This is a genomic window from Lacihabitans lacunae (assembly GCF_042649125.1).
Lineage (GTDB): Bacteria > Bacteroidota > Bacteroidia > Cytophagales > Spirosomataceae > Leadbetterella > Leadbetterella lacunae.
The window spans coordinates 4,967,283-4,993,260 of record NZ_JBHRYQ010000001.1 but is presented as its reverse complement, the minus strand read 5'-3'; the positions used below and the strand labels follow the sequence as shown (position 1 = coordinate 4,993,260).

Here is a 25,978-nt window from a genome sequence, read left to right as displayed (position 1 = left end):
AAACAAAATGAATTATTTTTTCCTTACACTGACTGCTATTCTACGGTTCAGTTTTTGACCTTCAGGCGTATCATTTGATGCTACCGGGTGTTTTTCACCGTAACCTTCCGCTTCAATTCTCGCAGCATCAATTCCTTTTGAAACCAAAGCAGCTTTTACTGCATCTGCTCGCTGTACCGACAAAGCCAAATTGTTATTCGGATTACCTACGTTATCTGTATATCCACCTACTTTAATTCCTACAGCAGGGAATGCCTTTAGAATCTCAGAGATATTATCTACCTCTTTCATAGTAGACTCATCTATAACTGCACTTCCTGTTTTGAAGTTAAGGTTTGAAAAATTAAACCAATTGTCTTTGCTCGCCTCTGAGCTTGGGTCTTCGATGAAGTTTATCAGCTTATCTTCGATACCACCAGAAACAAAATCAAGACTAACACCTGACGAAAGTGTTTTACTAACACTTGGCATATCGGCAGCCACTTCTTCAACCATTTCTGTCATCACGATTTCCTCAGTTGCTCCCATTTTATTTTCGCTATTGACAGCGATATAAGGTGCTATAACCAACGAAACGATTGACATTAATTTGATCAAAATATTCATAGAAGGACCCGAAGTATCTTTAAATGGATCACCTACAGTATCTCCAGTTACGGCGGCTTTGTGCGGCTCCGAACCTTTTTTGTAAAACTCCCCATCTATGTTAACTCCTTTTTCAAAAGACTTCTTGGCGTTATCCCATGCTCCACCTGCATTTGACTGGAAAATCCCCATCAATACACCTGAAACAGTAACCCCTGCTAGTAATCCTCCTAATATTTCGGCAGATGAAGTTGTAGCAAATACGCCTTTAAATCCAAAACCAACTAAAACAGGAACCAATAGAGCGATAGCTCCTGGTAACATCATTTCTTTAAGTGATGCTTTGGTTGAAATCTCAACGCATTTTTCATACTCAGGTTGAGCTTTGTATTCCATTATACCTGGAATTTCTCTAAACTGACGACGAACTTCATTTACCATTTCCATGGCTGCCTTACCTACCGCAGAGATAGCAAGGGCAGAAAATATAAATGGAATCATACCTCCAATAAACAAACCAGCCAATACTGGTGCTTTGTAAATATCAATCGCGTCAATACCTGAAATGCCGACAAAAGCTGCAAATAAAGCTAGTGAAGTCAATGCCGCCGAAGCAATTGCAAAGCCTTTACCTGTTGCCGCTGTAGTGTTTCCTACTGCATCTAAGTTATCTGTTCTTTCGCGAACCTCACTTGGAAGTTGAGACATTTCGGCAATTCCTCCCGCGTTATCCGCAATTGGTCCAAAAGCATCGATAGCCAACTGCATAGCCGTTGTGGCCATCATACCTGCTGCGGCTATAGAAACTCCATAGATACCCGCAAACGCATATGAGAAAATGATACCCGCTGCCAATACTATAATAGGCAGAACGGTAGATTCCATACCTACTGCCAATCCTCCGATAATATTCGTAGCGTGACCTGTGCCTGATTTCTGAACGATAGAGTCTACAGGTCTTTTACCCATAGCTGTATAATATTCTGTGATGATAGACATCAAGGTACCCACTATTAAGCCAACTACAATAGCATAGAAAACATCATTCGAAGTAAATTCAAAACCACGAAGTGAAAGGGTCTCTGGGAGGATATTTTTTACTAAAAAATAAGAAGCCACGAGCGTAATAACGATAGAAAGCCAGTTACCCATATTAAGGGCGTTTTGAACAGAATCAGTTTCGTTTTTAACGCGTACAAAAAACGTACTTACCATAGAAGCCAAAAGACCTACACCGGCAATAAGCATCGGCAATAAAACTGGTGAAAAACCACCGTAATTGTCTGTAACACTAATTTCTTGTCCCAAAACCATGGTAGCCAAAATAGTAGCCACATACGAACCAAAAAGGTCAGCACCCATACCCGCTACGTCACCTACGTTATCACCCACATTGTCTGCAATAGTTGCAGGGTTTCTAACGTCATCTTCCGGAATACCGGCTTCTACTTTACCTACTAAGTCAGCACCTACGTCGGCTGCTTTGGTATAAATACCACCACCTACTCTAGCAAAAAGAGCAATTGACTCAGCTCCAAGAGAGAAACCAGCCAAAACCTCAATAGCCTTTCTCATTTCCATAGAAGTAAGGGCTTTGCCTTGAGCGAAATAGTTATAAAACAATATAAACAAACCTCCAAGACCTAAGATAGCCAAACCAGCAACTCCCATTCCCATTACAGAACCTCCTGTAAACGAAACATTAAGAGCTTTTGCAAGTGAAGTACGAGCGGCTTGAGCCGTTCTTACGTTTGCTTTGGTGGCTACTTTCATACCGATATATCCTGCAAATGCAGAAAAAACGGCTCCAATAATAAACGCTAATGCGATTACAGGTGATGAGTGAATTGGATTTTCGGGCGTTCCTTCATCTGACCCTAAGAAAAATAAAATAATGGCCGTTGGAATAGCAAACATTGCCAATACTTTCCACTCGGCTTTAAGAAATGCAATGGCACCGTCAGCAATATAGCCGGATAGCCTTTGCATGTTTTCGTCCCCAGCATCTTGGCGGGAAACCCAGTTAAACTTAATCGCGGTGTAGATTAAGCCCACTAGACCAAATAAGGGCACTAGATAAACAATAGAGTTCATATAATAGGGTTTAAATTTTAAAAATAAGATTTGAACAAATTTAATTGCAGATGGACACAATAAAAAAGTATTATGCAATTAAATCTCAAAAAATTGAAACTTTTCTTAAAATAGACCCTAAGAAGAATACAAATTAAAATTCTAATTGTTACAATTGCCGATTTGGGCAGAAAAAACGTTGCCTTGCTTTACTTCAAAACCGGGCTTTAGCTCCACAGAAGATGTTCCTTTATAATTAATTTGTGAAGTAGGATTTATTTTCTGGGTAGACTCAAGGCTACTCCCGTAGAAACTCTGAATTGAGTTTTGACTCAATGTCCCTGTTAGAATTTGGGGTGAAGTAGCCAAAGAAAAACTAAATATACTTGGCGGCGGCGGTACACATGCCGACGTTTGATTGCAACTAGCTGTAATCTGCATATTTTGATTTAGATTTTGCAAAATAATACCCAAGTTGGTTTCGCCATTGCTCCATGATACAGTACCCGTACACCCTGTGGCTACCAAAACATAATCTGCCGAACTACACACACTCACTGGCGAAACCGAAGGTCCTTTATTGGAAATTTGATAACTGTAAAACTGCCCGTTTTGATCCAAACCTTCCACATAATATAGGTTAGCACTGCTTTTTCTAACACTGTAACTCTGGGCTGCCATAATAGCCATCACCTGAGCTCGACTCAAAATCACATCATCAAAAGAAAACCCAACGATTTCAGGAACCGTTTTCACAGTTACACGTGTAGGAGTTCTTACCGATGGGCAAAATTCATTGCACTTGCTTTGAGCAAAATATAGATGCTCTCCAACACTTAGGTTTGGCAATAAAAATTTAGAAGAGTCACTCACCTTGTTTCCACCCATAGGGCTGTCCCACCAAGAAAGACTCGGTACATTAGAAACATAATTTGTATATATTTTTATAGAAAAACCCGAAACACAGAGTGGGTCAATTTCAGAGTTATCTTGCGGCAATAAGGTCCATGTGCCGTTTGGTACCGCGTTAATCAATTTAGAAAAATCTCCGGAAGGAGAAAATGTTCCATTTGCAGGAAGCGAATTTACGGGTATTCCAGCAACTCCCAATTTGAATACCTGAGTGACTAAGCCACTCGTAGTATTTCCTCTTTGATATGTACCAAAACCTATTAACTCTACAGTTTCACCCTCTGGACTTTGCAGAGAAAAAGCTACCTCCTCATTATACGGAATACTGCCACCGTCAGTGTTTCCACACGAGTTAAAATTACCGCCATCTTTCTTTTGCCACTGAATGGTTACTTCAAGTGAATCCACAAAGCCCGGAATACCAGAAAAAACCACAGTTGGGTCCGCACCACTTTTTACAAAATTGTCGTAACCGACAGTACCTCCTGAATAAGTCTTTTCATAAAAACTTGGTTGTGAGCACATTTGTGCGATTTGCACCAAAGTATCTGCCACTGTAGCACAATAAAAAACCTCTTTATTTAAAGCTAAAGATGGGAATGAAACCAAGGTGTTTTCTAAAACTTTTATCGTATTTAATACTCTGGAACAATTTCCTTTCTGAATTTTCAACTTGTATACGCCAGGTTGGTTCACCCAAATACTATCAGTTGTACTGGGCAACAAAGTACCGTCTTTATACCAAGAATGGCTCAGTCCATTTATTTTTTTAGTAAAAAGATACGCACTATCTCCAGCACAGAAATACCGACTTGCACTGATTTTTAGACTTAAAGTATCTAAGTTTTGGGTTCTGCACGAAACTGCATTAAGTAAATTTATTCTACCTGAACCTAAAGAATTCTCAAATCCCGGATTAAGTGATGAGATATCATCTGAGGTTGACTTCATTAAGTTTTCCAATTCGGCATTGGTAATGGTGGGAAATGTAGAAAGCAAATACCCCAAAAATGAAGACACAAGCGGAGTAGCCATAGAAGTTCCTGAGTAGGAGCCATATGCACCAAAAGGTAAAGTACTCAAAATGCTTTCGCCGGGTGCAGAAATATCAACCTTACTCCCGTAGCTACTAAAGTAGCTTCTCACATCTGTTTGGCCCACACTAGCCACAGAAATCACGTGATCATAAGCCGCCGGATAGTTCAGATCAGCAGTATTATCGTTTCCAGCTGCCGCCACTACTATTACGCCATTGGCATAAGCATAATCTATGGCTGCTTTTTCTATTTCATCGTAGGTAGCACCACCCCACGAGCAACTGATTATTTTAGCACCATTGTCTACCGCCCACACAATCCCTTCGTAACCATAAGAAATGTTATTATAACTCTCAAAATCGCTGGTGGCTTTTATGGGCAATATCTTTACTTTATTATTAGCGGCAGCAGCTATACCTATTGCATTATTTGTAACTGCTGATAATATCCCTGCCACGTGTGTACCATGTGCAAAATTTACATTTGGCGGATTAGGATCAAAATCACCGTCTACAGACATGTCTCTCCCGGGCAACATATTGGCGGCCAAATCGGGATGGTTGGTTTGGATAGAATTATCTACCACGGCTACAATTACGGAAGCTGCACCTGAGTTTTCATCCCATGCTTCGGTGGCTTTAATTTTGGATAAACTCCATTGCTGACTAAACGAAGGGTCATTTGGGGTTGCAATTATGGTCCTTTTCGGAATTCGGCCAACGTACTCATATTCACCGCTGGCTTTTAATTCCTCTATCAATTCTTCTATTTTATCGTTTTCTTTTATTTTTAACCGAATGATATTTTTTAAATCCTTATTTTTGGCAGAATTAAAAGATTTTTCAATTTTTTCAACTGAGAAATTCCCTTTCTTTATGTTACTGTTTAAAGAAGGTAAATCTTTTGATATAGAAATTCGATTTAGAGACGTAAATTTTGTAGAAACTTTACTAGACTTAAGCCTAATATAAAGTTCCCCTTCTAAATATTTAGAGGAATCTTTCTGAGCAAAAGTGCTAGAAAACGAAAATAAAACTAAAAACAACCCGAAGTATTTCTTCATACATTCATACCATTAGAGACAAAAATATGAAAAAAAATTGGCTATTTATTCTCCTTTTTTATTGTACAGTTAGTGTCTCCGCACAAACGAGGCCTTTAACAAGTAGCGAGATTCTCCACGGAATAGAAAAACTCAACACAGTAGGTAACGCCATGTACGTGGCCGCTCACCCTGATGACGAAAACACCTTATTGATTGCTTGGCTTGCCAAAGAGAAAAAAGCCAGAACTGCATATTTTGCAATGACTCGTGGCGACGGTGGCCAAAACCTAATAGGAAGCGAACAAGGCGAATACGTTGGGCTAGTCAGAACACACGAATTATTAGAAGCGAGAAAAATAGACGGTGGCGAGCAATTGTTTTCAAGAGCAATTGATTTTGGTTTTACAAAAAAAACAGACGAGGCCTTATTAACCTGGGGAAGGGAACAAATATTGAGCGACTTAGTTTTCCAAATTAGAAGACTTAAACCTGACGTAATAATAAATAGATTTCCGCCTGACGAAAGAGCCGGACACGGGCATCACTCGGCATCAGCAGTACTATCAGCCGAAGCATTTGATGCAGCCGCAGATCCGACCAAATTTCCCGAGCAACTAAAATTAGTATCCGTTTGGCAAGCCAAAAGATTGGTTTGGAACTCATACAACCGTGGCTTTACTAATTCCACTCCTGAAGAGAAAAACTTCGTAAAGGTTTCTCTTGGCGACTTCAATCCGCTATTAGGAAAATCATATCCTGAAATAGCAGCCGAAGCGAGATCAAAACACCGCAGTCAGGGTTTTGGCTCTGCTCCTACCCGCAATGAGCGATATGACTTCATGGTACATATTAAAGGTGAACCAGCAGTTGATGATGTCTTTGACGGCCTAGACCGTACTTGGAATAGAATAGCAGGCGGTAAGTCAATCGGAGAAAAGCTAAATGGAATAATTGCTAAATATGACTTAAAAGACCCTTCAAAAAGCGTGAAAGAGCTTTTAGAAATCTACAAGTTAATAGATGGTTTAGAAAAAACGGTTTATACCGAAAACAAACTAGAAGAATGTAAAAACTTGATAGCCCAATGTTCAGGCTTATATTTTGAGGCGAATCCTTCGGTAAATTTTGCGGCACCAGGGCAATCTTTGAAAATATTCGGAACAGTAACTACACGATCAATGCTTGACATTAAATTTAGTGGCATTTCGGTTTCTGGAGAGACAAATAAAGACAGCATAATTTCTCCAATTACTTTACCTTTTAACAAATCCACCGATTTAGTATTTGACATAACCATTCCTCAAAACGCAGCTGTTACACAACCGTATTGGTTACAAAAGGAAGCCCAAAAAGGAACGTATGTATTGTCAGACGAGAAATTTAGAAGTCAGCCGATGGCACCCGATGCACTTCAGGCAACCTTTTTCTTTGAAATAGAAGGCGTTAAAATACCGTTCACTTCGGCTATCAAATATAAATATACAGAACCAGCTAGAGGGGAAATCTACAAATACTTTGAAATCAGACCTGAAATAATGGTTAACGTAGACCAAAAGGTGCTAGTTTTTGCAGACAATCTACCTAAAAAGGTGGGTATTTCGGCCAAAGCCACTGTTGCAAATTTAGATGCTACCATTAGTCTTGACCTTCCCAAAAACTGGATTTCATCTCCAAATGAGATTAAGGTAAATTTTGAAGAAAAAAACCAAGAAAAGCAAGTATACTTTACCGTTACGCCTCCTGCCACAAAATCAGAAATAGAAATAAAAGTAGTAGCAAAAACAAGTCATGGTGTATATACGCACGGACTAAAAACAATAAGCTATGAGCACATACCTGAGCTAAATACATTCCCAGAAGCTAAAGCGGTAGCCAACAAACTAGACATAAAAAAGAAAGGTCAAAACCTAGGATACGTAGAAGGAGCTGGCGACGAAGTACCAAGTGCTTTGCGTCAGATTGGCTATACAGTTTCCATGATTACGGCTGGAAATATCAATGAAAACCTAGCGAAATACGATGCGATCATAATAGGCGTTAGAGCATATAACACCCAAGATTGGCTGGCTGCCAACCAAGAGCTTTTGCTTAATTATGTTAAAAATGGTGGTAATTTGATTGTTCAATATCAAACGCAGGCGTTTTATGGTACTGTAAAAACCAAAGACCTTGGACCATATCCACTGAGTGTAGGCAGAGGAAGAGTTACTGACGAAAATGCTGCCGTAACTTTCTTACAAAAAGATCATCCAATACTAAACACTCCAAACAAAATCACGCAGAAAGATTTTGAAGGATGGATACAAGAACGAGGATTGTATTTCGGAGATAAATATTCAGACAAATACACGCCAATTTTGGCTATGAACGACGAAGGTGAAGAACCTCTTGAAGGCTCTCTTTTAGTAGCCAAATATGGCAAAGGAAACTATGTATTTACAGGTCTTTCGTTGTTTAGACAGCTGCCAGCCGGAGTGCCAGGAGCGTATAGGCTAATGAGTAATTTGATTTCATTAGGAAAATGAATTGGAGTAGGTCAATTTCAACTACAGAGATAATATTTATATCGATATTCGTATCGATATATGTTTTCTATATAGTTAAAATATTTATAGTTTCTAAGAAATTCCAAACGAGTCCCAACTCCGTTTTTATAAAGTTTTTTATAAGAACAGGGTATTTCGGACTACTTATCGTGGGGCTTTTGGGACCAAACTTTGGCTTATCAGAAACCGAAGCACTTTCATCAGGGAAAGACATTTATTTGGCGTTTGACCTATCGGCATCTATGAACGCCAACGATGTGGAACCGTCGAGGTTAGAAAAGGCCAAAAGCGAAATGCTATTTTTAGTTGAACAAATGCCTTCTGACAAATTCGGAATTATTATTTTCAACTCCGAAGCATTTATCCAAACTCCCTTAACATTTGACAAAGAGATACTTAAGAAAAATATTCAGTCTCTAAAAACATCCATACTGCCCAAAGGAAGCAGCGATATAAATACCGTTTTGGATTTGTGTTCAGAAAAATTTGATATTCTAAACAATAACAGCAACCGAAACAAAGTACTGATAATCAATACAGACGGTGAGCAATTTTATGGACTAAATGAAAAAGAACTTTTAGCACTCAAAAAAGCTAAGGTTCATGTTTTGCCTTTTGCAATCGGTACCAGCGACGGCAGCAAAATACCACTTATTAATGGTTTCAAAAAAGATAAAAACGGCCAAGAAGTAGTTACCAAGACCGACCTCGATTTAATGCAAAGGATGAGTAAAATTTCAAAAGAGCCTTATTTTATGGTCAATCAAAGAAATGTAGAAACTGACAAACTTTTGGCATATATAAATACGTTAAAAAATGAAAATCAAAATCTAAATCAACAGTTAGTAACCTATAACAAATACAGCTATTTTTTAATACTAGCTTTACTCTTGATTTGTGTAGACTTTTTAGTCTCTGTAAATATCATAAAACTTTAAATGTATCAGTTTATATACCAAATATTGTTTTTAATTATTAATCCTCAGTATTTTACAAATATTGAGCAGAAAAATATTTTTAAAGAAGAGTTTAATCAATATCAAAAAAGTAAAAACTACGGCAAAGCGATTGAGTCCTTTGAGAAAATAGAAAACATAAGTAGGCTCATAGAACCCGAACTTAGACTTGATGCCGCAAATGCGTATTACATTTTAAAAGATACCCTAAGTGCCAGATTGAACTACGAACTGGCCGTAGAAACCCCAGACATCAAGCTGTCGGCTCATGCACTTAATCAACTCGGCAACTTGGCCATTTTGCGTCGCGATAGTGCCTTGGCCTTGACTTTTTTTAAAAGTGCCATTCAGAAAAACGTAAACTCACAAGAGGCTCGATTTAACTACGAACTCATAGCCCGCCTTTATAAACCAAAGTCTCCACCCCCCTCTTCAAAAAATCAGGAAGAGCAGCAAAATCAAAAAATAGAAGCTTCTGACAAAAAGGAGGATGAGCTTGATGAATACAAGTCTGACAACATTTCAAAAGAAAAAGCACTGCAATTACTTGAGGATTTGAGGTATTCAGAATCAAAAATTTTGATTCCGAATAAAAATAGTGGCAAAAAAATAGAAAAAGATTGGTAATAAAACCGAAATTTGCACCTCAGTTTTAAATACATAGATTTTTCTCTAAAACAATCATTTTTAAAAAGACATGAACAGTCTCAAGGAAACTCATTTTAATTTTAAAGGTCAAACCGGATTTTACAAAGGCAAAGTTAGAGATGTATACAGCATTGGCGACAAACTACTTATGGTGGCCTCTGACAGAATTTCGGCTTTTGACGTGGTGCTTCCAAGAGCGATTCCTTTCAAAGGTCAAGTTTTAAATCAGATTGCTGCTAAAAACCTTGTGGCTACAGCCGACATAGTTCCAAATTGGTTCTTGGCTTCGCCAGACCCAAGTGTTTCTTTTGGCGTAAAATGTGAGACTTTTCCTGTGGAAATGGTGGTAAGAGGATATTTGGCTGGTCATGCTTGGCGAGAATACAAAGCAGGCAGAAGAACAGTGTGTGGCGTAAGTTTACCAGAAGGTTTAAAAGAAAACGATAAGCTACCAACACCCATAATAACCCCAACTACAAAAGCTCATGAAGGGCATGACGAAGATATTTCAAAAGAAGAAATACTCGCAAAAGGACTAGTTGAAAAGTCTAAATACGAACAATTAGAAAAATATACGCTGCAACTATTCCAACGCGGTACCGAAATGGCAGCCAAAAATGGATTGATTCTTGTAGACACAAAATATGAATTTGGTGAAAAAGATGGGGTAATATATTTGATAGACGAAATACATACGCCTGACTCGTCTAGGTATTTTTACTCTGAAAATTACGAGGAAAATCAAAATCAAAATCTTCCTCAAAAGCAACTCTCAAAAGAGTTTGTGAGAGAATGGTTAATTGCCAATAACTTTCAAGGAAAAGACGGACAGGTTATACCAGAAATGACCGACAGCAAAATTGAAGAAATAAGTAATCGTTACATCGAGTTATACGAATCCGTAACTGGCGAGAAATTCGAAAAATCGAGCACAGAAGATATCGTAAACCGAATTGAGAAAAACGTAAATACCTTTTTAGAAGGACTATAAGATTATGTCAAACGAATTTAAAAAAAGCGACAGATTAAATAATTTAAGTTACGCAATCAGAGGACCTGTTTTCGAAAAAGCCCAACAACTGGAGGCACTCGGACAGAAAATCATAAACTTAAATATAGGCAATCCCGCCCCTTTTGGTTTTGACGTACCTGACGAAATAGTTTCAGATATGATACTTAATTTGCGAAATGCCCAAGGGTATTCGCATCATTTAGGTATTTTTTCTGCTAGAAAAGCCATTATGCACTATACGCAGCAGATTGGCATCAAAGATGTAAACATTGAAGACATATTTGTTGGAAATGGCGTTTCAGAGCTAATCGTGATGACCATGCAAGCCCTACTAAACGAAGGTGACGAAATACTTATTCCTTCGCCTGACTATCCGTTATGGACTACCGCGGTAGGTTTATCAGGGGGCAAACCCGTACATTATATTTGCGACGAAGAGTCAGATTGGAATCCAGATGTGGCAGATATGGAGTCTAAAATCACATCTAAAACAAAGGGTATCGTAATCATAAATCCCAATAACCCAACCGGAGCCGTTTACGAGAAAGATATATTACAGCAAATAATTAAACTTGCAGAAAGACATAATTTAATTGTGTTTTCAGACGAGATTTATGATAAAATACTTTACGATGGAAACGTTCATGTGCCAGCAGCGACACTTTCTGAAGACGTTTTCTTTATGACATTTGGAGGTTTATCTAAAAATTACCGTGCGGCAGGTTTTAGAGGGGGATGGGTCATACCAAGTGGGGCTAAAAACAAAGCAAAATCATTTTTAGAAGGTTTGACACTATTGGCTTCTATGCGTTTATGTGCCAATGTGCCAACTCAATATGCCATTCAGACCGCTTTGGGAGGCTATCAGTCTATAATCGACCTTGTAGCTGAAGGTGGGAGACTAAAGAGGCAACGCGACTTAATTTATAATAAACTGATCGACATACCAGGCATTACATGTGTAAAACCTAAGGGAGCTTTATATGTTTTCCCGAAAATAGATTTCAAAAAATTTGACATCGAAAACGATGAACAGTTTACGTTAGATTTATTAACGGAACAAAAAGTATTTGTGGTATCAGGCAAAGGATTTAACTACCCCGACGGGCAGCACTTTAGAGCGGTATTTTTACCTGCTACAGATACCTTAGATTTAGCCACAAACCGAATCGCTGAGTTTCTAAATGATAGACGCATAAAAACCCAAAAACTAATTGAAGCCTAATGGAAATATTCTGGATAGTACTTGGTTTTATTTTAATACTAATAGGTACTGCCGGAGCTGTTTTACCACTTCCTGGCCCGCCATTGAGTTTCCTCGGTATGCTCGCCGCTCAACAAAGCGACCGAATAAATTTTAGTGATGAAGTTCTGTATGGTTTTGGAATTGTAACCTTAACCATAACTGTGCTCGATTATTTTATTCCGATTTGGGGTGCTAAAAAATTCGGTGGTACGAAATGGGGAGCTTATGGTTCGGCTATCGGCTTGCTTGTCGGTATATTTCTTGGGCCTTTCGGATTATTTATTGGTGCTTTTGTGGGAGCGTTTATAGGTGAATATCTTTCAGACAAAAACCACAACAAAGCATTCAGGGCCGCATTCGGCTCATTTTTGGGTTTATTAGCGGGCATCTTAGGAAAAACTCTCCTGTGCATTTCTATGCTAATCACAACCATTTATTACCTCTTTATTTAAAAAAAAATTAGCCCCGATCATTAATCAGAGCTAATCCAGCTATCGAGTGAATCTATACTACTTATTACTATCTTTTGAGGATAAAACCTCTTAATATTTCTTAACTATTATTTTGTCTCCAATTTCTATTATGTTGTTTTTTAGATTATTCAATCTATACAACTGATCTACACTTACTCTATAGTTTACCGATATCCTATATAAGGTTTCTCCTTTTTTCACCTCGTGCACTACGTATTTGGGCTCGCTTCCTGTGCTTGCATTTACAGCCTCTTTTAGGTTTTGAGCGTATGTTTGCTCTTCCGGAATTACCTCTACTTTAACTTCTTTCTTAACCGTTTTGGGCTTTGGAGTAACCTCTTTAGGCACCACAATATTTTCTCTTGGTGCAATCACCAACACATTTTCATTCTTATTTAAAACGCCCGAATTAAACACTTCAGGTTCTCTTTTTAAGCCTTCAGTTTTGTATTCTTGTTCCAGCTCCTCATCTGAAGCCTCGTGTCTTGTTATAAAATCATCTTGAAACCTCGGCATATCAGGCATTTTAATTTCCTTTTGCTCCGGAATTTCAATAATCTCTATTGGCTTCTTTTTAGGTCTTTTCGTTTGTAACCAAATAACCCTACCTGGCTGTAGCCTTGTGAGTGTTTCCATTCGATTATACTTCAGCAAATACTTCAATTTTACGCCATACATCTGGGCGATATCCCAAAGTGTTTCTTGATTTCTGACGATATGATGCGGAATATCTGCTTTTGATTTTTTAGATTCTATGTAATAAACTTCACCGACATTCAAGATGTCAGCTTCTTTCATTTCATTATATTCCAAAAACTTCGACAATGAAATATCCGCTTTGTATGCAGCATTTACTGCATTATCACACATTTCAATTTGAATACCTTTTAGGTTGTTTATCAAATAAAATACGCCTCCTTTACCTTTATTTAACTGAGGATTTGGTTTCACTATCGGAAAACCCAAGTCCACATTTGACAAACCCACATTTCTTGAAAGCTCCGAAAGCATACGAATTTCGTGATACCTCGATGCCTTTGTAACCACCAAAACCTGGGCTTCACTATCTGGCACTTTATTGGTTTTTAACCATTGGTTAAATGAAAGTAACTCACTCGGCTCTAATTTAAGATCAGCCGCTATCAGATTAAGGCTTTTACCTTTTCCGAAGGCATATTCATAAATAATATCGGGATTGGGGTTTTTATAATGTGCGAAAGCGTTTTCTAAAACCAACCTAAACGCCAAAAACTGTATCAAAGAACTATACGCGGGCGAATCGATTACCACAAACTTGCCCGACCATTTTTTATTTACTTCTAATAACTTAATAACGTCTCTGCTGGCTATGTGAGCAAAAAGCGTGGTAGCCCAGTTTTGATACAACACCTGATTTCGTTTTATACAAACCAAAGCCCCTTTTGTGGCCAAGATCAAGTGCTTAGTTTCGTCTACTTCATTGTTAATTCGTAGGTCTACATCTGCTGCTTTTTCTCTCTCCATCACCCAAAATACATTTGGATCAAGTGGCATCGCTGCGTTTAAGCTCTTCTGATACCTATTATAAAGGCTTAAAAACTTAAAGTCTTCAGGTACATTCGCCTTTTCTAAAATTGGCTTTATAGTCGGATAAATCAATGAAAACTTCTTCAAATATTCATTAATTTGCTCCTCGTTTTTACTTAAAGACCCTACTTCTTGAGCCAATAAATAGCGTGACACATCATTGAATTGAAAGGTCACATCTGCAAACTTAATTTGGTAGGGAATAGCAACCTCCCCTTTCGGAAGGCTTTGACCATTCGCCTCAACAAAAAATACGACACTAATTAATGCAATAAATAAGTGCCGCTTTTTGGATTTATATTTAAAAGCACGTAAGTCCATTATTTTTTTGATTCACTCCTCACCAATTCAAAGACTATTTAACTGCCTACGTTCTAATTGATGATTCAAATTTATTTTATTGAATTTATATTTCCAAATAAACTACCAAAATATTTTAAAATTTTTATTTTTTCAAAATATATTGAAAGTACAATTATAAAAAAATAAGGCCGAGGCCTTATTTTCTCCACTTTTTATATGTGTTTATCAAATTGTTTGTAGAGCTATCATGGCTTGCAATTACCTCGTCATTTTGTAATTCAGGGTATATTTTGTTGGCCAATTGTTTTCCAAGCTCCACTCCCCATTGGTCAAATGAATAAATATTCCAGATTATCCCTTGAACAAATATTTTGTGCTCATACATAGCCAATAACGAACCTAAAACTCTAGGGGTTATCTTTTTAGCCAATATAGAGTTCGTAGGCCTATTCCCTTCAAATACTTTAAACGCAGCCAAAGCTTCTATCTCTTCTGCCGACTTACCCATTTTCTTAAACTCAGCTACCACTTCATCTTTGGTCTTGCCATTCATAAGGGCTTCAGTTTGTGCAAAGAAATTTGAAAGCAACATTTTATGGTGATCACCGGTAGGGTTGTGACTGTTAGCAGGAGCTATAAAATCACAAGGAATGAGTTTTGTGCCTTGATGAATCAACTGATAAAACGCGTGCTGCCCGTTAGTACCCGGCTCACCCCAAATAACTGGACCCGTCTGATACTTCACCTTATCTCCGTCTCTGTCTATATATTTACCATTTGACTCCATATCTCCTTGCTGGAAATACGCTGCAAAACGGTGCATATACTGATCATAAGGCAAAATGGCATGTGACTGAGCATTGAAGAAATTATTGTACCAAATACCCAAAAGTGCCAATATAACTGGAGCATTTCTTTTTAAAGGTACGTTTTTAAAGTGCAAATCCATTTGGTGTGCACCGTCAAGTAACAATTCGAAATTATTGAAACCGATATAACAAGCAATAGATAAACCAATAGCACTCCAAAGTGAGTACCTTCCGCCTACCCAATCCCAAAAACCAAACATGTTTTGGGTATCAATTCCAAAAGCTGCAACGCCGTCTGCATTGGTAGAAATAGCCACGAAATGCTTTTTTACATATTCAGGATCAACAGCCGTTTCCAAAAACCAATTTCTAGCCGTATGGGCATTTGCCATGGTTTCTTGCGTAGTAAACGTCTTAGAAGCCACCATAAACAAGGTAGTTTCGGGACTCAAGTCTTTTAGTGCCTCCACTATATGTGTACCGTCTACATTTGACACAAAGTGTACATTCAGACCTTTTTTACCATAAGCTTTAAGTGCTTCTGTGACCATCACAGGACCCAAGTCAGAACCACCAATTCCAATATTGACAATATCTTTAATTTTTTTACCTGTATATCCTTTCCATTCGCCTGATCTAACTTGCTCAGAGAAAGTTTTCATTTGAGCCAAAACAGCGTTAATATCCGGCATAACGTCTTTGCCATCTACTATTACGGGAGTGTTTGATCTATTTCTTAGGGCTGTGTGCAATACCGCTCTACCCTCAGTTACGTTTATTTTTTCACCAGCAAACATAGCCTGAATAGCGTCTTCAAGTTTACATTCTACAGCCAAATCATTCAAATATGACATGGTTCTTCCCGTAATATTATTTTTAGAATAATCGATTACGAAATCAGTGAACTTTAGCGTAAACTTAGAATATCTGTTCTTGTCTGCTTCAAAAAGGTCTTTGATTTTACTTTTAGAAATAGTTTTATGATGGCTTTTTAATTTTTTAAAAGCGTTGGTTTTATCAAATTTTACGGATGCAATCATACTGTTTATTTTAATTATTATTTTCTTTTAAATGATACTTTTGAAATTTATGTGGAGTGCCAATAAATACATTTAAATCTACTGCTCCTTTTATTCCTTTTACGCTACCTGATTGACTATACTGCCAAATCAATAATTCTTTTGAGTCAAAATCTTTAATATTAGGCGAATCGTAATCAGATATCCAAAGTGGATAATCAGGAAAATATTTCTTCACGATACGCTTATACATAGGTGTATTGGTATATATAATGGGTTTTACTCCAAGATTTTCCTCTACGGTGTCTAACCAAATTTTCACATCAGCGGCAATTCTTTGTGAGCTTTTGTGCGAACCGCTCGTGGTCTCAAAATCAAGAATCGGCAAAAAATCTTGCTTCCGAAAATCTACGGTTTTCAAATAATATTGGGCTTGTTTTCTTGGGTCGGAAATTAATGAGAAAAAATGATATGCCCCTCGCACAAAGTTATGTTCTCTAGCCTGTTCCCAGTTTTCTTCAAATAATACATCTTTAAAATCACTTCCTTCGGTGGCTTTTATGAATACAAAATGCGGGTAATTTTCGGTTTTTCTGTGTGCTTCCAGCTCCTCCCAATCTACGGCTCCGTTATGTTTTGAAATATCTATTCCTCCAATGTAGTTTTCTAAAGGCGACTGAAAATCAACACTACCTTTAAAACTAGTGCTTTGACCATCACTTACATAAATGGGTATAAAAACCAACTGCCAGATCAACAGCGATACATAAAAAGACTTCCAATATTTGAGCATAAGATGCTTTAGAGCCATCTGATTTATAATATTATTATGAAAGCTACTTGTTCTTCAACTCGTAAATCTAACATTATCTTCAGGTATATCAAATTGTAAAAGCGAGTAATATCTTTCAAATCCCAAGAAAAATACCTTTCTGATTATTTTGGGAAGAAATAAAACGAAAAAAGCCACTTTGCAGTGGCTTTTAATATTAAAAAACAATGAATTGCTTAATTTGATATTTACATGTAATTAAGATCATTGTTTGGTTTTAACTTAATAATTTTCAAAAACGACAATAACTTAATAACCGGATAAGTTGGATCAAACTCGTGCCATTTGATACCAAAATTGGCTCTCCCCCCAAATTTGTGGTGATTATTGTGATAAGACTCTCCCATCATAAGAAAATCAATCGGCAATAAGTTTTTAGCCGTATCGTCTACATCGTAGTTTCTGTAACCATATTTATGTGCAAACCAATTAATAATTACGCCGTGCACTGGCCCCATAAGGAAGTGAATCGGTAATAATAAAAAGACCCAATAGCTTTCAGCAAAATAGTAATAAAACATAATGTAAGCCACACCCCAGCCTAAACGCGAAACCCATGAGTCGCCTAGTTTTTCCATAAATGCCCAGTTAGGTACATTTTTCTTAAACTTCGCTTCAATATGGTCAACCTTGTTAACTATTTCTTGATAATAGTTTTTGGTTTTCCACATCATATCAAATAGATTTTTTGAGAAACTTGGTGAGTGCGGATCTTCGGCGGTATCAGCATGAGCATGGTGTAAACGATGCATAACACCATAAGCATACGGACTTAAAAAAGACGAACCTTGAAAAATAAAGGTTAACCAATAGAAAACTTTTTCGGTAATAGGCCCCATTGTAAACATTTTGTGAGCTGAATACCTGTGTAAAAAGAATGTTTGAGCAAATAGGGATAAATACCAGTGTGCTACAAAGAAAATTAAAATAGCCATCAACAATTAAATTTAAATTTTGGCAAAAATATTAAACGAATTCATATAAGAATATGATACCCGTCAGATTAAAAAAAAAATTATACCCCCGCTACTTTGAAGTCAGATGAAGTATGAAATATAACATCAGGATTGTTTTCTTTGTTCATTCTTAATATCCAATCTGTTTCAGCCAAGAACACGGGGTTCTCGTCTTTGTCATATGCAATATAGTTTGACTTTAACCTGATGAAGTCATTGAGCTTCTCCGGATCGGCCGCTGTGATCCAACAAGCCTTTGAATACGGCTTACTTTCAAACCTACAACTGGCACCATATTCATTGAGCAAACGATGCTGAATAACCTCAAACTGAAGCTCTCCAACTGTTCCGATGATCTTACGATTACCAGGCTGCATCGTAAATAACTGAGCAACGCCTTCTTCGGCAAGTTGAGAAACACCTTTTTCGAGTTGCTTGCTTTTAAGCGGATCGGTATTAATGACCTCTCTAAACAATTCAGGAGAGAAGCTAGGTATTCCGATATAGTTTAGCTTTTCACCTTCGGTGAGTGTGTCTCCAATCTTAAAGTTACCGGTATCATACAACCCAACCACATCTCCTGGGTAGCCTTCATCTACTACGTTTTTAGAATCCGCCATAAACATATATGGGTTAGAAAAACGCATATCTTTTCCAAGCCTTACGTGTTTATAAAACTTTCCTCTCTCAAAAGTACCCGAACAAATCCTTAAAAAGGCGATTCTATCTCTATGTCTTGGGTCAATATTCGCGTGTATTTTAAATACAAAACCACTAAATTTTGCCTCAGTTGGAAGCACCTCTCTTACATCTGTGGTTCGTGCGATTGGCTCTGGACTAATATCACAAAAAGTATCTAACAATTCTTTGATACCAAAACTATTAACAGCACTTCCAAAAAATACGGGAGCCACTTCGCCGGTTTTATATCTATTTTCATCAAATTCTTCGTAAATAGCGTCTATCATTTCTACATCTTCACGAAGTTGAGCAGCATCTTTGTCCCCAACACTTTTATCTAACTCAGGCGAATCCAGAAGAATTTTCTTAACGTCGCCCTCAAGTTTAGTTTTGTTTATTTTGAAAAAATTCATTTGATGCTCCAGCATGTGATAAACTCCCTTAAAACTAGAACCCATATTTACTGGCCATGTTATAGGTCTGACTTTAATATTGAGGGTTTGCTCAAGTTCGTCCAACAAATCAAATGGATCTTTCCCCTCTCTATCCATTTTATTTACAAAAACTATCACGGGTGTGTCTCTCATCCTACACACCTCCATTAGTCTTTGTGTTTGCTCCTCCACCCCTTTTACACAGTCAATCACTAATATTACGCTATCGACAGCCGTAAGCGTACGGTAAGTATCTTCAGCAAAATCTTTGTGACCTGGAGTATCTAGGATATTTATTTTTTTGCCGCCGTAGTCAAACGTCATAACGGAAGTAGCCACAGAGATACCTCTCTGCTTTTCTATTTCCATGAAATCTGAAGTGGCTGTTTTTTTGATTTTATTTGACTTCACCGCTCCGGCAGTTTGAATAGCACCACCAAATAGTAGTAATTTCTCTGTCAGGGTAGTTTTACCCGCATCGGGGTGTGAAATAATCGCGAATGTTCTTCTGCGTTTGAGTTCTTCAGTAAAAGACACTTTTTAAAAAATTTATGTTTGCGAACGCAATTTACAAAGATTTGAACTTTAGTTTCTAATTAAATGAGACCTAAGACTTAAATATTTCAAGAAAACTTCAATTAACTAACTATTTCGATAGCTATCGGGTCAAAATACACTAAAATATTTTTAAGGTTTTTGTATCCCATTTGATGAAACAAGTATGCGTAATTTTTTATTTGAGACTTATGTGTTATACTTTTTTCACCTGTTTTATAATCGATAATTACCACCTCATTTTCCATAAAAACTACTCTGTCTGGTCGTTTTAGTTCGGAGGTATTTCCTAAAATATCTATCTCAGTGAGTACGTCAAGGCCTTCTGTGTAATATTTTTTTAGTTCGGGATGATTTAAAACTTCCAATATCTGTTTTTTCAAAACCTCGGTTTCCTCCACAGAAATATTGTTATGTAAAGCCACCAAATACAAAACCTCATGCAGGTTGCTCGCTGATTTTAAATTTTCAAATACACTGTGAATCAAATTCCCTCTTTTGGTATATTTATTTTGAAACTCAACCTCAGCCTTTAGTTTTAAAAGCTCTCTGTCTTTTTTAGCAAATTCGTATACTTTAGGAATCAAAATCGTCTCTTCCGGGGCTTTTAATTCTTTTCTCTTAGGAATGATACTCCCTTCGGAAACCATAAAAGTAGAACCCGAATCGGCACTTACACCTTTAGATAAGGCGTATTCGCCTATCCAATTTGCCACGCCTTTCGGTTTGTTAAAATGACTGTCTGGGCAGTATATATACAGACGGTCCACCGCCCGCGTAAATGCCACGTACATCATATTTAGGCTTTCTATAAAAAGCATTTCATTTTGCCTTTTAACTTCTGGCCCAAGGCTAGTCTCTTCGAAAGCTTTTTTTAGTCTAAACGGAGCTGCATTTAGTTTTTTTCCATCCGAAATCAACTCTTCCCAATCGTAGTTTTCCACGTCCATCCATACTTCAGAGTCTGCTCTTGGCGTAAAGTCCCAGTTAGTAAATGGCATGATAACAACCGGATACTCGAGGCCTTTTGACTTATGTAAAGTAGTAACCGTGATAGCCGATTGGCTTTTAGACTGAATACTGGTTTTGCCTTTTATTTTGCTCCATTTTTCAAGGAAATCTATCAGTGCCTGACTTTTGTTTTGATAAAAATCTAAGCAAATATCTAGAAAACAGTAAATGTAAGGCACCTCGGCTTTGTTTTCTAAAAGCTTGAAGCCATCTACGAAGCTTTCGCACAAAGCGTAAAAATTATTGGAATCAGATAAATCTACATTAAAACCAAAATCTGCGAAATACTTTAAGAATAAAGCGTAATTGAGGTCTTTTAACCGGGTAATTTCCGATGCAGCTTCGAGGTCAATATTTTTGATTTTATAAAAACACTCCAAAACTAAAAACCTATAAAATGGGTCAGATGGCTGGTGATGTAGACTCAAAAGAGCACTTAAAAACTCAAGAGAAACCGATGAAGAAAGCTTTAGTGAATCCGCAGAAGAAATTTGATAACCGTTGTTTTTGAGAAAATCGGCAACTTTAACGGCCTCACTTTTTTTTCTACATAAAATAGCAATATCCGAAAGGTCATAGCCCAATGTAAGCGAGTCTTTGACATGAGAAATCAGCGTATCTAGCACCACTTCGCCTTCTCTGTCATACGCTATAAAATCTATAGAAACATGCCCGCCAACCTTTACGGTGTCAGGCCAAAGCTGCTCCACATCTTCAAAAACCTCAAAAATATGCGGATATTCGCTTTGGTATTTTTCCCTCAAAAAGATAAATATTTGGTTATTGAAATTAATGATTTCTTTAGAACTTCTATAGTTAGTATTTAGGTTTTCCTTTTGAGTAAAACTACTGACATGGTCAATCTGACTATGTTGAATCTCCGAGGTCTCCTTGTTTAATTTCAGGCTTTTTACATTCTTTTGAATCAAATCTATCATCAACTGAATATTACCCCCACGCCACATATAAATAGACTGTTTGGGGTCGCCCACTATCATGTTAAAGTTAGCGTCTCCAAGGGCGTTATCAAGCAAAGGCAATAAATTATAAAACTGAGAATTAGATGTGTCTTGAAACTCGTCTATCAGCAAATGGTTATACCGCTCCCCTATTCGCTCAAACACAAACGGCACCGGCTCATTAACCACCACATTTAATATCAACCTATTAAAATGTGCAAGAAAAACCTCATTTCTGAAAACCATAAGCGTTTCCATTTCGGTTTTTATATATTCCAAAAGTGGTATTTTAAGCACATTTCGCTCTATTTCGCTCAAGACCAATATCTTTTCTTTATACGTATTATATTCAAGTATTTGATTGGCTATATCTCTTAAGCGGCCTTTTATTTGGTCTACAGCATTTACGGTTTCTGATCCTGCGGTTTTAGTTAGCCAAACATCCTCTTCTATTGCTTTTTGGATATTCTTGTTATACACTTTATCGTAGTCATCAAAAAAAAGCACCTCGGGTTTCTCAGCCATTTTTAGGTAAAAACCCATTGGTCCGGTTTTGCCTCTCGTAAAGGATTCTACACTTAAACCAACCGATTTTATAAGTTCAAATGCCGTGTCTGCCAGTTCAGTTATTTGTTTTAATACTTTGGTATTAAAAGCCCTGATTTGCTTTTTGATAGTTCTAAAATCAGAAACGGTTAAATCTTTATTTTTTTCTAAATAATACAACTTTTCGTCGTCAAGCATCGATTTCGAAAAATCACTTAGCTCTTGGCTTACCAAACTCCAACTTTTATTATCCTCTAATTTTGTAAAAATAAAATCTGAGACGAGTTCTGATATTTGTTCAAAACCAGGCGTGCCGATCTTTTCTAATAAAAGGTCTACCGATTCTTTTAATATTTCCTCTGAGTCGAGCTGAATTTCGTAGTTGTAAGGCAGATTTAAATCTGATGTAAAGGCACTTGCTATTTGGTTAATAAAGCTATCAATTGTTTTAACCGAAAAATCGCCATAATCATGTAAAATATTTGAAAATATGGCTTTTGCCCTTGCTTTTAGCGTTTCTGCGTTAAGGTCATTCAGTTCTTTAAGTATTAACTGAAAGAGAAAACTTATCTCTCCACCCTCTTCAGTAAAAGATTTTAAGGCCTTGAGTATTCGGCTTTTCATCTCGTCTGCGGCATCATTTGTAAATGTAATAGCAAGCACCTTCCTGAAATACTTCGGGTCTTCTTGGCTCAGCACCAACTTTAAATATTCTTTGGTTAGGGTAAAAGTTTTACCTGAACCTGCCGAAGAACTAAATATTTTGAAAAGAGACATACCTTTTTGTAATTTAAAAACTGCCTAAAAACCAAAGATAATGGTATTGAACGAAAATGAGATTTAAAACTCAAAAATCCATTCGGAATCGTGTATATTTGACAAAAAATAAAGCCTTATCAAAAAAATGAAAATCACCTTAATCGGAGTTCTATTGTGCATTTCAAATTTATTATTTGCTCAAAAAACTCAAAAAGTTCGAATCGAAATTCTAGAAAAGTCTACTAACCAGGCCATTGAGTCTGCAACCGTTAAAATTCCAAAATATAATCTTTCTACTACTACAGACTCTCAAGGCGTCGCCATTTTCGAAAATGTTCCTATCGGGCGTTTTGAAGTAGAAATTAGCTCTGTTGGCTACGTTTCTACTATTGTAAAAGAACTTTTACTGGAATCATCGCGAAGTCTATCTATTAGTATTCAGTTAGATAGAAAGCTAAATAGCCTAAAAGAATTACAAGTTACGGCTGCGTCAAAAATAGAATCGGGAGCACTTACCGACGTATATGCAATCACAACCGAACAAATATTCAGATTCCCAGCTACGTTTTTTGACCCCGCACGATTGGCTATGTCTATGCCGGGTGTGGCCAACAACAATGACCAAGCAAACGGCATGAGTATAAGAGGAAACACTCCGCAAGGTATACAGTGGCGACTAGAAGGCGTAGAAATAGTGAATCCGAACCATTTGAGTAATGCCGGAACATTTTCGGACAAACCAACAGAAACTGGTGGTGGAACTAATATACTTTCGGCTCAAATGCTCGGTAATATGAATATTTTGACGGGAACATTTCCTGCCGGATATGGGAATGCCCTATCGGGTGTGATGGACATGAGATTTAGAGTAGGTGATAATGAAAAACATGAGCACATAGTTCAAGCAGGATTAATCGGGCTTGACATAGCCTCAGAAGGACCAATAAACAAAAAGAAAGGCAGCAGTTATTTGATAAACTATAGATATTCGTTTACTGGCTTATTGGGCAAAATGGGAATCGACTTCGGCGGAGAAAGCATAAACTTCCAAGACCTCGCTTTTAATTTCAACTTCCCTACAAAAAAATTGGGTACTTTTAATATATTTGGAATGGGAGGCAACTCAAACAATGTTTTTAAACCAAACGAAGATGCCACCCTTTGGGAATCACAAAAAGACCTTACCAATATAGATTTCCATAGTAGAATGGGCGTAATTGGATTAAAACACACCTTAAACATAAACAATAATTGGAGTTTGAAATCTACTTTGGCTAACTCAGGCCTTGAAAATCTCAGGTCTATTTACAGCAAAACACAAGCCGTAAATAGCGACTACGACTACCAAGCCAGAAACATTGTTTCGTTTGCCTCTAACCTTACAGGGAAAGTTAAAAACCAAAATATATCTGTTGGCGTAACGGCATCTCAATATTACAACGAATTTAACATCATAAACAGCCAAACGAGGTTTTATAGCTACAGCGAAGTAATAGTGCAGCCAAACGTAAAAGTATTTAGTTCTGCTGCAAAAAAACTAAGTTACAATATCGGAATTCAAGCTCCTTATTACTCGGGTAGTAAATCATTTTATGTAGAACCACGTGCGGCAATTGCCTACCAAACATCTGAAAAAACTCAGATAAACTTAAGCTATGGCCTACATAGCCAACAGCTCAATTCAAGGTTTATTTTTGACTACGCCATTACACCTATCAGGTCTCATCAGTTTGGTTTAGGAGCCAACTATAACCTAAAAACCCAAGGCGAACTATCTGCGAAAGTATTTTACCAGAGTTTATTTAACGGCATAGGCTTTTCAAACCAATACATTTCACTTCTAAACGGAACTGATGGCCTTGGCTATACCGACCAAACATTGACTCAAAGTAGCAGCAAACAAGGCCGAAACTATGGCTTAGAATTAAACTATAAGAAATATTTGAGCAAAGGAACATTTGCCTTGATTAATACCACTTTATACAAATCAGAATTTAAGGCATTTGACAACAAGTTTTACGAAACTCGCTTTAGCGGAAACCATATCGTAAACCTTACTTTGGGCAAAGAATGGGAAAAAACTAGCGGGAAAATCATCGGACTTAATACGCGAATAGCTTGGATAGGCGGTTTCAGGAATTATGAAATCAAATTAGCGGAGTCTAAAGCTCAAAAGACTACCGTTTATGATTATTCAAAACCTCTAACAAACAAAAATCCGGACTTTTTCAGACCGGATTTGAGGGTATATTTCAAGAAATCAAAAACCAAAACTACGCGGACATGGTCGCTAGATATCCAAAATGTGGCCAACTACAAAAATACGGCGTATCAATATTATGATGCATTTTTAGATAAAGTGGTGGTTAAAAACCAGCTCGGCATGATTCCAATGATAAACTACAGAATAGAGTTTTAATTCTTATTTCCTTTCATTGACATTCCTTGTACATTCAAAATAACAACGGTTACTTTTCCGGTACTGTCTCTCGAAAACTCGGCAGTACCGTCATAACCGATTACATCAAAAATGTCTTTTTTGTTGGTTGGTCTTAACTCTGCACCACCTTGCTCAGTGTCGCCATAAAGCAAACCGTCCTTGATTAATACATTTACACTAGGAATAGGAGCACCTTCTTCAAAAATAAATTTGCCGACAAACTCGCTTTGATCGGCAATTTCTTTTTTACCAATAAGTTCTGAGCCTTGCACTTGAATCACAAGCTCAACTACAACTCCGGCGTCGTTTCTTTTAAAAACAATCAGAGCATCATTGTTCGGCTCTTTGAAAGTATCCGCTTGATCTGTTTTAAAAATTTCACCTTTGCCTACACCGGGGGCATCAGCCATGAGACTTTCACCTTCTACTGTCACCACTAGGCTTTCAAACGGAGCTCCTTCCATTTTAAATTTACCAGAATAGTCAGCAATCTTTTTTGTTTGAGCAAATACTGCAATTGAAAACAAGAACAAAGCAGAGCTTAATAATAGTTTTTTCATCTTTTTAAGGTTGAT

At 37.3% G+C, this 25,978-nt stretch carries 16 protein-coding genes; 7 read left to right on the top strand and 9 right to left on the bottom strand.

Features of this window, described 5'->3' with window-relative positions:
* Positions 1 to 12 precede the first annotated feature (12 nt).
* Both ACFOOI_RS21115 and ACFOOI_RS21110 read right to left on the bottom strand, forming a co-directional pair.
* Positions 13 to 2,679, bottom strand: a complete 2,667-nt coding sequence (locus tag ACFOOI_RS21115; RefSeq protein ID WP_379840085.1) for a sodium-translocating pyrophosphatase — start codon at positions 2,677 to 2,679, stop codon at positions 13 to 15.
* A 141-nt stretch (positions 2,680 to 2,820) separates the two neighbouring features.
* Positions 2,821 to 5,670, bottom strand: coding sequence for a S8 family serine peptidase (locus ACFOOI_RS21110; protein WP_379840084.1), 2,850 nt, complete (start codon positions 5,668 to 5,670; stop codon positions 2,821 to 2,823).
* Positions 5,671 to 5,696: 26 nt separating this feature from the next.
* Here ACFOOI_RS21110 and ACFOOI_RS21105 point away from each other — a divergent pair, with 26 nt between their 5' ends.
* From ACFOOI_RS21105 to ACFOOI_RS21080, 6 genes are all read left to right on the top strand, one after another.
* Complete coding sequence (locus ACFOOI_RS21105; protein ID WP_379840083.1) at positions 5,697 to 8,177, top strand: PIG-L family deacetylase; 2,481 nt, start codon at positions 5,697 to 5,699, stop codon at positions 8,175 to 8,177.
* Positions 8,174 to 9,136, top strand: coding sequence for a VWA domain-containing protein (locus tag ACFOOI_RS21100; protein WP_379840082.1), 963 nt, complete (start codon positions 8,174 to 8,176; stop codon positions 9,134 to 9,136). The genes ACFOOI_RS21105 and ACFOOI_RS21100 overlap by 4 nt, the downstream gene beginning before the upstream one ends.
* A complete protein-coding gene (locus tag ACFOOI_RS21095; RefSeq protein WP_379840081.1) occupies positions 9,137 to 9,781 on the top strand; it encodes a hypothetical protein in 645 nt (214 codons plus the stop codon).
* Positions 9,782 to 9,851: 70 nt separating this feature from the next.
* Complete coding sequence (locus ACFOOI_RS21090; RefSeq protein ID WP_379840080.1) at positions 9,852 to 10,793, top strand: phosphoribosylaminoimidazolesuccinocarboxamide synthase; 942 nt, start codon at positions 9,852 to 9,854, stop codon at positions 10,791 to 10,793.
* Between the two features lie 4 nt (positions 10,794 to 10,797).
* Positions 10,798 to 12,039, top strand: coding sequence for a pyridoxal phosphate-dependent aminotransferase (locus ACFOOI_RS21085; protein ID WP_379840079.1), 1,242 nt, complete (start codon positions 10,798 to 10,800; stop codon positions 12,037 to 12,039).
* Positions 12,039 to 12,512, top strand: a complete 474-nt coding sequence (locus ACFOOI_RS21080; RefSeq protein WP_379840078.1) for a DUF456 domain-containing protein — start codon at positions 12,039 to 12,041, stop codon at positions 12,510 to 12,512. The genes ACFOOI_RS21085 and ACFOOI_RS21080 overlap by 1 nt, the downstream gene beginning before the upstream one ends.
* 90 nt (positions 12,513 to 12,602) lie before the next feature.
* Here ACFOOI_RS21080 and ACFOOI_RS21075 read toward each other — a convergent pair whose 3' ends face one another.
* The 6 genes from ACFOOI_RS21075 to ACFOOI_RS21050 form a co-directional block, all read right to left on the bottom strand.
* Positions 12,603 to 14,420 (bottom strand): LysM peptidoglycan-binding domain-containing protein, encoded by a 1,818-nt coding sequence (locus ACFOOI_RS21075; RefSeq protein ID WP_379840077.1) that lies wholly within the window; start codon positions 14,418 to 14,420, stop codon positions 12,603 to 12,605.
* A gap of 178 nt (positions 14,421 to 14,598) precedes the next feature.
* Positions 14,599 to 16,251 carry a glucose-6-phosphate isomerase gene (pgi, locus tag ACFOOI_RS21070; protein WP_379840076.1) on the bottom strand — a complete coding sequence of 551 codons (1,653 nt, stop codon included), beginning with the start codon at positions 16,249 to 16,251 and terminating at the stop codon, positions 14,599 to 14,601.
* A 10-nt stretch (positions 16,252 to 16,261) separates the two neighbouring features.
* Entirely contained in the window at positions 16,262 to 17,041 is a 780-nt protein-coding gene (locus ACFOOI_RS21065) for a glycoside hydrolase family 25 protein (protein ID WP_379840075.1), read from the bottom strand.
* Between the two features lie 209 nt (positions 17,042 to 17,250).
* Complete coding sequence (locus ACFOOI_RS21060) at positions 17,251 to 17,997, bottom strand: acyl-CoA desaturase (protein ID WP_379840074.1); 747 nt, start codon at positions 17,995 to 17,997, stop codon at positions 17,251 to 17,253.
* A gap of 80 nt (positions 17,998 to 18,077) precedes the next feature.
* On the bottom strand, positions 18,078 to 19,670 hold the full coding sequence (locus ACFOOI_RS21055) for a peptide chain release factor 3 (protein ID WP_379840073.1): 1,593 nt from the start codon (positions 19,668 to 19,670) through the stop codon (positions 18,078 to 18,080).
* A 101-nt stretch (positions 19,671 to 19,771) separates the two neighbouring features.
* Positions 19,772 to 22,981: a UvrD-helicase domain-containing protein gene (locus ACFOOI_RS21050; RefSeq protein ID WP_379840072.1), complete on the bottom strand. Its 3,210-nt coding sequence runs from the start codon at positions 22,979 to 22,981 to the stop codon at positions 19,772 to 19,774.
* 127 nt (positions 22,982 to 23,108) lie between these two features.
* Between ACFOOI_RS21050 and ACFOOI_RS21045 the strand changes: the two genes are divergently transcribed.
* The gene (locus tag ACFOOI_RS21045; RefSeq protein WP_379840071.1) at positions 23,109 to 25,382 is read left to right on the top strand and encodes a TonB-dependent receptor; all 2,274 of its coding nucleotides are present in this window, start codon (positions 23,109 to 23,111) and stop codon (positions 25,380 to 25,382) included.
* Here ACFOOI_RS21045 and ACFOOI_RS21040 read toward each other — a convergent pair.
* A complete protein-coding gene (locus ACFOOI_RS21040) occupies positions 25,379 to 25,963 on the bottom strand; it encodes a hypothetical protein (RefSeq protein ID WP_379840070.1) in 585 nt (194 codons plus the stop codon). The two genes, ACFOOI_RS21045 and ACFOOI_RS21040, sit on opposite strands and share 4 nt — an antisense overlap.
* Positions 25,964 to 25,978 lie beyond the last annotated feature (15 nt).

What these genes read in the sequence shown, in the direction of transcription:
- ACFOOI_RS21115 (WP_379840085.1), bottom strand. Translation starts at nt 2,679, where the DNA reads ATGAACTCTATTGTTTATCTAGTGCCCTTATTTGGTCTAGTGGGCTTA.
- ACFOOI_RS21110 (WP_379840084.1), bottom strand. Translation starts at nt 5,670, where the DNA reads ATGAAGAAATACTTCGGGTTGTTTTTAGTTTTATTTTCGTTTTCTAGC.
- ACFOOI_RS21105 (WP_379840083.1), top strand. Translation starts at nt 5,697, where the DNA reads ATGAAAAAAAATTGGCTATTTATTCTCCTTTTTTATTGTACAGTTAGT.
- ACFOOI_RS21100 (WP_379840082.1), top strand. Translation starts at nt 8,174, where the DNA reads ATGAATTGGAGTAGGTCAATTTCAACTACAGAGATAATATTTATATCG.
- ACFOOI_RS21095 (WP_379840081.1), top strand. Translation starts at nt 9,137, where the DNA reads ATGTATCAGTTTATATACCAAATATTGTTTTTAATTATTAATCCTCAG.
- ACFOOI_RS21090 (WP_379840080.1), top strand. Translation starts at nt 9,852, where the DNA reads ATGAACAGTCTCAAGGAAACTCATTTTAATTTTAAAGGTCAAACCGGA.
- ACFOOI_RS21085 (WP_379840079.1), top strand. Translation starts at nt 10,798, where the DNA reads ATGTCAAACGAATTTAAAAAAAGCGACAGATTAAATAATTTAAGTTAC.
- ACFOOI_RS21080 (WP_379840078.1), top strand. Translation starts at nt 12,039, where the DNA reads ATGGAAATATTCTGGATAGTACTTGGTTTTATTTTAATACTAATAGGT.
- ACFOOI_RS21075 (WP_379840077.1), bottom strand. Translation starts at nt 14,420, where the DNA reads ATGGACTTACGTGCTTTTAAATATAAATCCAAAAAGCGGCACTTATTT.
- pgi (WP_379840076.1), bottom strand. Translation starts at nt 16,251, where the DNA reads ATGATTGCATCCGTAAAATTTGATAAAACCAACGCTTTTAAAAAATTA.
- ACFOOI_RS21065 (WP_379840075.1), bottom strand. Translation starts at nt 17,041, where the DNA reads ATGGCTCTAAAGCATCTTATGCTCAAATATTGGAAGTCTTTTTATGTA.
- ACFOOI_RS21060 (WP_379840074.1), bottom strand. Translation starts at nt 17,997, where the DNA reads ATGGCTATTTTAATTTTCTTTGTAGCACACTGGTATTTATCCCTATTT.
- ACFOOI_RS21050 (WP_379840072.1), bottom strand. Translation starts at nt 22,981, where the DNA reads ATGTCTCTTTTCAAAATATTTAGTTCTTCGGCAGGTTCAGGTAAAACT.
- ACFOOI_RS21045 (WP_379840071.1), top strand. Translation starts at nt 23,109, where the DNA reads ATGAAAATCACCTTAATCGGAGTTCTATTGTGCATTTCAAATTTATTA.
- ACFOOI_RS21040 (WP_379840070.1), bottom strand. Translation starts at nt 25,963, where the DNA reads ATGAAAAAACTATTATTAAGCTCTGCTTTGTTCTTGTTTTCAATTGCA.